Source organism: Mesorhizobium sp. M7A.F.Ca.US.002.01.1.1, from assembly GCF_004022955.1.
Lineage (GTDB): Bacteria > Pseudomonadota > Alphaproteobacteria > Rhizobiales > Rhizobiaceae > Mesorhizobium > Mesorhizobium ciceri.
The window spans coordinates 1-9140 of record NZ_RZQE01000225.1 but is presented as its reverse complement, the minus strand read 5'-3'; the positions used below and the strand labels follow the sequence as shown (position 1 = coordinate 9140).

The 9140-nt window shown below is 63.6% G+C and carries 9 protein-coding genes; 4 read left to right on the top strand and 5 right to left on the bottom strand.

The genetic code is table 11. The features are described from left to right. Positions 1-610, top strand: a 610-nt coding sequence (locus tag EN932_RS20820) for a LuxR C-terminal-related transcriptional regulator (RefSeq protein ID WP_245483303.1), incomplete at its 5' end; no start/stop codon positions are given. Between the two features lie 57 nt (positions 611-667). On the opposite strand, the gene EN932_RS20815 is transcribed toward EN932_RS20820, so the two are convergent. Both EN932_RS20815 and EN932_RS20810 read right to left on the bottom strand, forming a co-directional pair. Next, entirely contained in the window at positions 668-1672 is a 1005-nt protein-coding gene (locus EN932_RS20815; protein WP_013528683.1) for a cytochrome d ubiquinol oxidase subunit II, read from the bottom strand. Between the two features lie 9 nt (positions 1673-1681). Then, positions 1682-3043, bottom strand: a complete 1362-nt coding sequence (locus EN932_RS20810; protein ID WP_013528682.1) for a cytochrome ubiquinol oxidase subunit I — start codon at positions 3041-3043, stop codon at positions 1682-1684. Positions 3044-3304: 261 nt separating this feature from the next. Between EN932_RS20810 and EN932_RS20805 the strand changes: the two genes are divergently transcribed. After that, complete coding sequence (locus EN932_RS20805; protein WP_024502216.1) at positions 3305-4231, top strand: ABC transporter ATP-binding protein; 927 nt, start codon at positions 3305-3307, stop codon at positions 4229-4231. Beyond that, on the top strand, positions 4228-4989 hold the full coding sequence (locus EN932_RS20800) for an ABC transporter permease (RefSeq protein ID WP_013528680.1): 762 nt from the start codon (positions 4228-4230) through the stop codon (positions 4987-4989). Before EN932_RS20805 ends, EN932_RS20800 begins: the two co-directional genes overlap by 4 nt. 155 nt (positions 4990-5144) lie before the next feature. Here the strand turns inward: EN932_RS20800 and EN932_RS20795 are convergent, their stop codons facing one another. Then, complete coding sequence (locus EN932_RS20795) at positions 5145-6182, bottom strand: phosphatidylglycerol lysyltransferase domain-containing protein (protein ID WP_127368985.1); 1038 nt, start codon at positions 6180-6182, stop codon at positions 5145-5147. A gap of 343 nt (positions 6183-6525) precedes the next feature. Between EN932_RS20795 and EN932_RS20790 the strand changes: the two genes are divergently transcribed. Beyond that, positions 6526-7716 (top strand): NAD(P)/FAD-dependent oxidoreductase, encoded by a 1191-nt coding sequence (locus EN932_RS20790; RefSeq protein WP_027161242.1) that lies wholly within the window; start codon positions 6526-6528, stop codon positions 7714-7716. On the opposite strand, the gene EN932_RS20785 is transcribed toward EN932_RS20790, so the two are convergent. Both EN932_RS20785 and EN932_RS20780 read right to left on the bottom strand, forming a co-directional pair. Continuing rightward, a complete protein-coding gene (locus tag EN932_RS20785; protein ID WP_013528677.1) occupies positions 7708-7932 on the bottom strand; it encodes a hypothetical protein in 225 nt (74 codons plus the stop codon). The genes EN932_RS20790 and EN932_RS20785 overlap by 9 nt on opposite strands. A 144-nt stretch (positions 7933-8076) precedes the next feature. Further along, the coding region (locus EN932_RS20780; RefSeq protein ID WP_164890552.1) for a PhoX family phosphatase at positions 8077-9140 on the bottom strand (1064 nt) is incomplete at its 5' end.

Genomic DNA, 9140 nt, shown 5'->3' with positions numbered 1-9140 from the left:
CGCCATCGTCGCCGAGCAGGCATGGCTCGGCGAGGCGGAAATCGCCGAGGCGCTGCGGCTGATCGACCTTGCCGAGACCCTGTCGCCGACGCGGGCCATGTTTGCCGAACTGGCCAGCTGGCGCCAGATCCTCTCCGCCGGTCGCGACGCGGGGGATACGGCCGGCATGGCCGCGCCGTACCGAATGCTCCTGGCTGGCGACTGGCAAGGGGCGGCCGCGGTCTGGGCGGATCTCAACGCACCTTATGAACGTGCGCTCGCGCTCGCCCAGGGCGATGAGCCGGCGCAGCGTGCGGCACTCGAGATATTCGAGACCCTTGGAGCCAAGCCGGTTGCGAGCCATGTGCGCGAAATCATGCGGCGCAACGGCGTCATTCGCATCGCCCGGGGGCCGCGCCAGACCACGCGCGCCAACAGCGCCGGCCTGACCCAACGCCAGATGGAAGTGCTGCAACTGATCGAGCGCGGCTTCTCCAACAAGCGGATCGCAGAGCATCTGACCATTTCACCAAAAACCGTCGATCACCATGTCTCCGCGGTTCTGGGTAAGCTGGATGCCATCTCGCGTGGCGAGGCCACAGCTGCCGCGCGCGATTCCGGGCTGATCTGAAAGCAGCCCTTCCTGGGGAAAGCGCATGGCGCTTTTGCGTCAAAGAGGTGGAGCGGATCAATCGTAGGTCAGGTCGGTCGCCTTGCCGCCGAACACCCGGTAGGCATAGAAGGAATAGAAGATGATGATCGGCAGCACGACCACGGTGCCGGCCAGGATGATGGCCAGGCTTTCCGGTGCCGAGGCTGCCTGCCAGATGGTCAGGCGATCCGGCACCACGAACGGGTAGAACGACCAGGCGAGGCCGGCAAAGCCAAGCGCGAAGATGGCCGCTAGCGTCAGGAACGGCGTCAGTGAATGGCGGTCGTCGGGCTTCGGCAGATGGAAGGTCTGCCGCCACAGCCACAGAAACAGCAGCGCCGACAGGATCGGCAGCGGCGACAGATAAAGCATCTCCGGCCAGACGAACCATTTGTCGAAGATGCGCGGGCTGGCGAAGGGCGTCGCCAGCGACACCGCGGCCATGCCGAGCGCGGTCAGCACCAGCGTCGTGCGCAGCCAGCGCACCGCCTTCTTCTGCAATTCGCCTTCAGTCTTGTAGATCACCCAGGCGGCACCCATCGCCGCGTAGGCGGCGGCAAGGCAGAACGCCACCAGCACGCCGAACGCCATGCCGCCGAGGCCGACATCGAGGCCGAGCACATAGACACCCAGCATGTAGCCCTGCGCCAGCGAGGCGATGAGCGAACCCAGGAAGAAAATACGGTTCCAGCGATGCTTCCGGCCAGCTGGCACCTTGGCGCGGAAATCGAAGGCAACGCCGCGCAGGATCAGCCCGAGCAAAAGCACGAAGACCGGAATGTAGAGCGCCGTCAGGATGACGCCATGCGCCAGCGGGAAGGCGACCAGCAGCAGGCCGACGGCCAGCACCAGCCAGGTTTCGTTGGCGTCCCAGAACGGGCCGATCGCGGCAATCATCGTATCCTGTTCGGCGTCTTCGGCGGCGGCGAACAGGATGCCGATGCCGAGATCGAAACCGTCGAGAATGACGTAGATCAGGATGGCGAGGCCCATCAGGCCGGCGAAGATGAGGGGAAGCGCGGTTGGCCAGTCGAAGCTCATCTTCTTCTCCTACTCGCCAGCCGCCGGCTGTGACATGGCGGCGTTCATGACGCCCGGCAGCGGCGATGAATCGCCGTCCTTCGCCGCCTTCAGCGCCAGGTGCACCAGCACGCCGAGATAGGCGATCAGCAAAAGCACATAGAGAACGAGGTAGGTCGCCAGCGTCAGCGCGACATGGCTGCCCGCCACCGGGCCGACCGCGTCTGCCGTTTTCAGCACGCCCGTCACCAGCCAGGGCTGGCGGCCGATTTCGGTGGTGTACCAGCCGGCCAGCGTCGCCAGCCAGCCCGACAGCGCCATCGGTACCATCAGCATGGCGAGCGGCTTCGGCAGGCTGTGCCGGCGCTTGAGGAAGAAGGCCGCCGACCATGAGACGAGCAGCATCAATATGCCTGTGCCGACCATCACGCGGAAACCCCAGAACACCGGAAAGACCGGCGGATGGTTGCCGGGATAATCGTTCAGTCCCGGCACGACACCGCTGGTCGAGTGCCGCAGCACCAGGCTGGCGCCGTCGGGAATGGCGATCTCGAATTTGTTTTCCTTCGCGGCCTCGTCGGGAAGCGCAAAAAGCACCAGCGGCACGTTGGGGCCGGTGTTCCAGTTGGCTTCCATGGCGGCGATCTTCTGCGGCTGGTGCTCCAGCGTGTTCAGCCCATGCTGGTCGCCGGCGAAGATCTGGATCGGGATCAGGATCGCGGCCGTGAAGACGCCGGTGCGCAGCGCCTTCCACATCGATTCCGAACGGTCGCCGGTGAGATAGCGCAGCGCCGACAGGCCAGCGATCAGGAACGACACCGTCAGCCCGGACGCCAGCAGCATGTGGGTCAGCCTGTAGGGCATCGACGGGTTGAAGATGATTGCCCACCAGTCGACCGCATGCGCCACGCCGTCGCGCATCTCGAAGCCGGCCGGCGTCTGCATCCAGGAATTGAGCGCGATGATCCAGAACGCCGAGACGGTGGTGCCGCCGGCGACAAGCACCGTCGCCAGCGTGTGGATGCGGTTGGAAACGCGGCGGAAGCCGAACAGCATGATGCCGAGGAAGGCCGCTTCGAGGAAGAAGGCGGTGAGGATCTCGTAGGCCAGCAGCGGCCCGGCGATGTTGCCGACCTTTTCCATGTAGCCCGGCCAGTTGGTGCCGAACTGGAAGCTCATGGTGACGCCCGAAACCACGCCCATGGCAAAGGACAGCGCGAACACCTTCACCCAGGTGAAATAGGCGCGCATCCAGGCGGAATCGTTGGTGGCGTTGTAGCGCAGCTTGAAGAACAGCAGCACCCAACCCAGCGCAATGGTGATCGTCGGAAATAGAATGTGGAATGAAATATTCGCGCCGAACTGGATACGCGAAAGTATGAGCGGGTCCATGATGGGCTCCGGCTGCTGCAAATACTCGCGAAGAATAGGCCCGAAGCGAGTTCAGGTCAAAGCGGCGTCCTGCCGCGAGGCTGAACGCCACAGGACAATTTTCCCGGTTGCATGCCGCGCAACTCCGGGCCTGTGCGCCGCACCTGCAATGGCCGGCCTGCAACGATTGTCGAGAACTGTCAGCAGGGCATTGACTTGCGGTTGCAAGCACCGACATTCGGCCTATATCAGGGGACCTCTTTCAAGCAGCCGTTTTCATCCATGCCTTCCATCCTGTCCATTTCCGGGGTCTCCAAGACCTACGCCACCGGTTTTACCGCGCTCAAGGAAGTCAATCTCGACATTCAGCGCGGCGAAATCTTCGCGCTGCTTGGGCCCAATGGCGCCGGCAAGACGACGCTGATCTCGATCGTCTGCGGCATCGTCAACCGCTCGTCGGGCACCGTCACCGTCGACGGCCACGACATCAACAAGGATTATCGCGCCGCGCGCGGTCTGATCGGGCTGGTGCCGCAGGAACTGACCATCGATGCCTTCGAGAGCGTCTGGGCGACGGTCAATTACAGCCGTGGCCTGTTCGGCAAGCCGGCCAACCACGGCTTTGTCGAGAAGGTGCTGCGCGATCTCTCACTGTGGGACAAGAAGGACGCCAAGGCGATCACCCTGTCGGGCGGCATGAAGCGCCGGCTGATGATCGCCAAGGCGCTGTCGCATGAGCCGCGCATCCTGTTCCTCGACGAGCCGACCGCCGGCGTCGACGTCGAGCTGCGCCAGGACATGTGGGCGATGGTGCGCCGGCTGCGCGAGGACGGCGTCACCATCATCCTCACCACGCACTATATCGAGGAAGCCGAAGCGATGGCCGACCGCGTCGGCGTCATCAACCGCGGCGAGATCATCCTGGTCGAGAACAAGGCCGAACTGATGCGCAAGCTCGGCCGCAAGCGGCTGGTGCTGGAACTGCGCAATCCGCTGACGGCCATTCCCGAGGCGCTCTCGCGCTATGCGCTGGAATTGTCGCCCGATGGCGGGCAGCTGACCTACACCTATGACAACCAGGCCGAGCGGCCCGGCGTCGCCTCGTTGATGCGCGATCTCGAGGCCGGCGGCATCCAGTTCCGCGATATCGACACGCAAAACTCTTCGCTCGAGGAGATCTTCGTCAATCTGGTGAGGAGGGAGCCATGAACCTTCGCGCAGTATGGGCGATCTACCGGATGGAAATGGCACGTGCTTTCCGCACCGTGCTGCAGAGCATCGTCTCGCCGGTCATCTCGACGTCGCTGTATTTCGTCGTCTTCGGCTCGGCCATCGGCTCGCGCATCACCGAGATCGACGGCATCAGCTACGGCGCCTTCATCGTGCCGGGTCTGATCATGCTGTCGCTGTTGACGCAGTCGATCTCCAACGCCTCCTTTGCCATCTATTTCCCGAAATTCGTCGGCTCGATCTACGAGCTTCTGTCGGCGCCGGTCTCCTATCTGGAGATCGTCATCGCCTATGTCGGCGGTGCCGCGACCAAGTCGATCATCCTCGGCCTGATCATCCTGGCCACCGCCTCGCTGTTCGTGCCGCTCACCATCCTGCATCCGTTCTGGATGCTCGCCTTCCTGGTGCTGACGGCGGTGACCTTCAGCCTGTTCGGCTTCATCATCGGCATCTGGGCGAAGAGTTTCGAGCAGCTGCAACTGGTTCCGCTGCTGATCATCACGCCGCTGACCTTCCTCGGTGGCAGCTTCTATTCGATCAACATGCTGCCCGAGGTCTGGCGCACGATCACGCTGTTCAACCCGGTCGTCTACCTGATCAGCGGTTTCCGCTGGAGCTTCTACGGCAAGTCCGACGTCTCGGTCGGCGTCAGCCTCGGCATGACGGTCGTCTTCCTGCTGATCTGTATAACGATCGTCGCCTGGATCTTCAGGACAGGGTATCGGTTGAGGAATTGACGGCAGAACGCCGCCAGGTCTGTTGAGATTCAGGTCAGGCCGAGTCGAAAATGGCGGATTCCGAGAACCGGAGCGGAGCGTACTTTTCGTACGTGAGCACCGGAAGCGCAGGAAGCCGCCATTTGCAGGCCGGCCTCACCTGAATATCGATAGATCTAGATCGCCTTGACCAGCCGCAGCAACCCCAGCATCTCGACATACGTCCCCTTGCGGAAGGCGATGTAGACCGGCTCCTCGACACCGTGGAAGCGGCGCTTGAAGGCCGCCTGGCCCTGCAGGTTGAACCTGCGGCGATTGACCCAGGGCGAATCGTAGGCGCGCTGGAAGGCATTGCGCCAGAAATCGCTTTCGGCAAAGCCGCTTGGCCCGATATCGAGCATCGGCGACAGGCCGAGCGTGACCACCGAGATGCCCTCTTCGCGAAAACGGTCGACGGCAAATTTGGTCAGGCCGACCTCGGCATGCGGCGAAGCGTCGATATGCTTGCGCTTGAAGGCCGTCGTGTAGCCGATGACCTTTCCGTTGCGGCACAGCGGGTCGAAGTCGAGCAGAGCGACCAGTCCGCCGTCGGGACCGTGCAGGACGAAACGGCGCATGTCGGTGCCGAGATGGTCGGCAAAGTTGCGGTTGAGAAAGCCCATCTCCCAGCGCTTGACGATGCGGTCGCCGCGCCAGTTTTCCGAAAGCCGGGCAATTTCATCCAGAAAAATCGTGCGCTTGTCCTCGTCGAACGAAAAGCCTTTCTTCAGCAGCCAGCGCTCGGAGTAGCGCACGGTCTCGTTGCGCTTCCCGGAAAAATCATGCTCGGGCAGGGTGAGGCGGGTGTCGATGCCGAGGCGATTGACCTTGTAGCCAAGGCCGGCCAGCACGCGTGCGGTTTCCTCGCCGACCTGCACGAACCACGGGCTGCCGGCGGTCTCGACGAAGCGCTTGATGTAATCGGCCCGACGCGCCGGAGCCGCCACCGGGTCGCCGAGCGCGAAATGGTGCTTCATCTTGGTACCGAAGGCGATGTAGCCGTCGGCGTCGCCGAAATAGGAGAGCTTGCCTTGCACGGCGGTGGAATAGGCGAGCGAGAAGTCGCCATAGCGGCGCACCAGTGCCAGGCGTTCGACATGGGTCAGCGCCTGCCGCTCGACCTCGGGCGCGGCGGCCTCAAGGATCTTGTCGAAATAGAACCGCAAGGAGGGCATGGTCGAGATTCCGCGTGCCGCCTACAGCGCCGGCCGTCCAGGACGCGCCAAGGTGCTGTAACACTTTGATTCTGCGCATGACTCGAAAATCGGAGTCGATTTCGGGCATGCGCGTGGGGATAACCGAGACCCGCCAGCCACCCCGAGCCTCGAATCAATCACATTGCCGCGACCTGATTACCGTTGATATCGCGCATATGCCATATAGAGCGCAACCGCGGCCCGGCGTACGGAGCTAATTCGCATCGCTCGAAATTTCGGCCGCGGTTTGCTGCAGGGATCCTGCGCGGGATCAAACGGTTACAGCGTCCTGCCAGCCTAGCGTCGAACGGGATTCGAGTGAATGACTGATACGACAATCAGATCGGTTGTGGATCTGCCGGCCAAGGTCGAGCCGGCAATCGTCGTCGGCGCCGGTGCTGCCGGGCTGGCCGTCGCGCACGCCTTGATGAACGCCGGCGTGCCGACGGCGATCCTGGAAAAGGAAAGCCGGTTGGCTGAGCCATGGCACCGGCGGCACCAGCAATTGCATCTCAACACCCACCGCGATCTTTCTTCGCTGCCTGGTCTCCCCTATCCCCCCGGCACCCCCGCCTTTCCGCACCGGACGGTCGTCATCCGCCACATGAATGATTTCAGGGAGGAAAACCGGCTGCCGGTGCAGTTTGGCGTCGCTGTCGAAGAGATTGCCTTCAAGGGCGATCACTGGGCGGTACGGACCAGCGCTGGCCTGCGGCTGGCCCGCAATGTCGTCGTCGCCACCGGCCGCGATAGGCAGCCGTTCATTCCCGAATGGAAAGGCATGAAGGATTTCGTCGGGCGCATCATCCATTCGGCGGATTTCGGTGACGCACAGGCCTATGCGGGCCAGAAAGTGCTGGTCGTCGGCGCCGGCAATTCGGGTTTCGATGCGCTCAATCATCTGGCCGGCATAGACACGGCCGCCATCTGGCTGTCGGCCCGCAGCGGTCCCGCCCTGCTGCCCAAGCGCATCGGCAAGATCGCCGTGCACCGGCTTTCGCCGTTCATGGCTCGCTTGCCGTTGCGGGTCGCCGACGCGGTGATGTCGGCGACGCAGCGCCTGGCTTTCGGCGACCTGACCAAATTCGGCCTGCCGCCCGCGCCTGCGGGCGGCGCCAGCCGCCTGACCTCGGATTACACCGCGATCGCCGCCGACGATGGCGCCGTCAGCGCCATAAAGGCCGGCAAGATCACCGTCGTACCCGGCATAAGGGAATTCACCCGTGACGGCGTGATCCTGGCCGATGGCAGCCTGATCTATCCTGACATCGTCATTGCCGCGACAGGCTACCGCACCGGGCTGGAGCCGATGGTCGGCAAGCTCGGCGTGCTCGACGCCAAGGGCGTTCCGCTCTTCAACGGCGGGCAAGCCGATCCGAAATTGCCCGGTCTGTGGTTCACCGGCATGCGGCCGAGCATTCGCGGCTGCTTCGCCAATGCCGGCATCCTGGCCAAGGCGATCGCCAAACGGATTGCAGGGTCGGCCTCGCACCAACCCGGCGCATCACGCTGATTTGGGTTCCAGCCGCCGGAAACCGACGGCCTCCATCAGCATGTCCTCTTCCACCATGCCGGCATTGTGCAGGGCGAGCAGGTTAAGCGCGATTTCCCGCGCGTCGGCGGAATCGGGATGTGCCTCGCGCCGCCGGCAGGCCTCGTCGAACACGCGCTGCAGCTTGGCGATATCGGCTGGCTTGAGCAAGCCACGGTCATAGACGGACTTCGACATGGCGATCTCCTGATAAAGACCTAGGGCGCCATGTTTAAATTGCCAATCTTTCCCGAGGCTTGACCGACTTCACCCCATGCCGCGACTTCAAAGGGCGGCAGCGGTGCAAATCTGCTCCGCTGCTGCGCCCCATGCTGGAGGCAATCAGACCGCGATCTTGCCGCCGCCCTGTCTGGTGATGGCGACCACCGACGGCCGCACCGGCATGTCGGGCTTGAAGTCGGGCCAGCGCGTCGACAGATCCTCATAGTAGGACGGGCGGCCGAACGCTTCCCAGTCCTCGCCGCCATCGCCCGGATGCTGGACGGCGACGAAGGCGGTCTGGTCGTCGGGCGCAAACAGCGGACCGCACATTTCGGCGCCGATCGGCACGCGGAAGAACAGTTTCGAGGTTGCCCGCGCCGCCCCTTCCGTGTCCACCGCCCACAGACCATCCGTGCGGCCGGTGGCTTTCGGGCCTTGGCCGTCGGTTGCGACCCAGAGACGCCCGGCCGAATCGACCGCGCAATTGTCGGGCATGCCGAACCAGCCATTGGCCGTCGTTGCCGTCGAGAAGGTGGCGCCGACATCGGCAACCGCCGGATCACCGCATTTCAGCAGCACTTCCCACTTGCCCTTGGCGGCGGTGAAATCACCGCCGTCCTCGGCGATCTCGATGATGTGGCCAAAGGCGTTTTCGGCGCGCGGGTTGGCGGCGTCTACCTGGTCGGCCTTGCGCTTCGAATTGTTGGTCAGCATGACATAGACCTTGCCATTGACGGCATTGGGCTGGATGTCTTCGGGGCGGTCCATCTTGGTGGCACCGAGCAGGTCGGCGGCGCGGCGCGTCTCGATCAGCACGTCGGCCTGGCCAGTGAAACCGTTTTCAGCCGTCAGCGGTCCCTGGCCGAAGACGATCGGCAGCCATTCGACCGTGCCATCTTCGGCGAACCTGGCGACATGCAGCGTGCCATCATCGAGCAGGTCCCTGTTGGCGGCATGATCGTTCGGATCGAACGCGGCCTTGGTCACGAACTTGTAGACATAGTCGAAGCGCTCGTCGTCACCGAGATAGAAGACGACGCGGCCGTCCCTGGCGACAATCGATTCGGCGCCCTCATGCTTGAAGCGGCCCATGGCGGTGCGCTTCCTCGGCGTCGAGGTCGGGTCGTTGACATCGACCTCGACGATCCAGCCGAAGCGGTTGGCCTCATTGGGCTCCTTGGCGA

Bases quoted from the DNA above. Each gene is read 5' to 3' on its own strand.
- EN932_RS20785 (WP_013528677.1), bottom strand. From the start codon at position 7,932: ATGTCGAAGTCCGTCTATGACCGTGGCTTGCTCAAGCCAGCCGATATC.
- EN932_RS20810 (WP_013528682.1), bottom strand. From the start codon at position 3,043: ATGGACCCGCTCATACTTTCGCGTATCCAGTTCGGCGCGAATATTTCA.
- EN932_RS20800 (WP_013528680.1), top strand. From the start codon at position 4,228: ATGAACCTTCGCGCAGTATGGGCGATCTACCGGATGGAAATGGCACGT.
- EN932_RS20790 (WP_027161242.1), top strand. From the start codon at position 6,526: ATGACTGATACGACAATCAGATCGGTTGTGGATCTGCCGGCCAAGGTC.
- EN932_RS20805 (WP_024502216.1), top strand. From the start codon at position 3,305: ATGCCTTCCATCCTGTCCATTTCCGGGGTCTCCAAGACCTACGCCACC.
- EN932_RS20795 (WP_127368985.1), bottom strand. From the start codon at position 6,182: ATGCCCTCCTTGCGGTTCTATTTCGACAAGATCCTTGAGGCCGCCGCG.
- EN932_RS20815 (WP_013528683.1), bottom strand. From the start codon at position 1,672: ATGAGCTTCGACTGGCCAACCGCGCTTCCCCTCATCTTCGCCGGCCTG.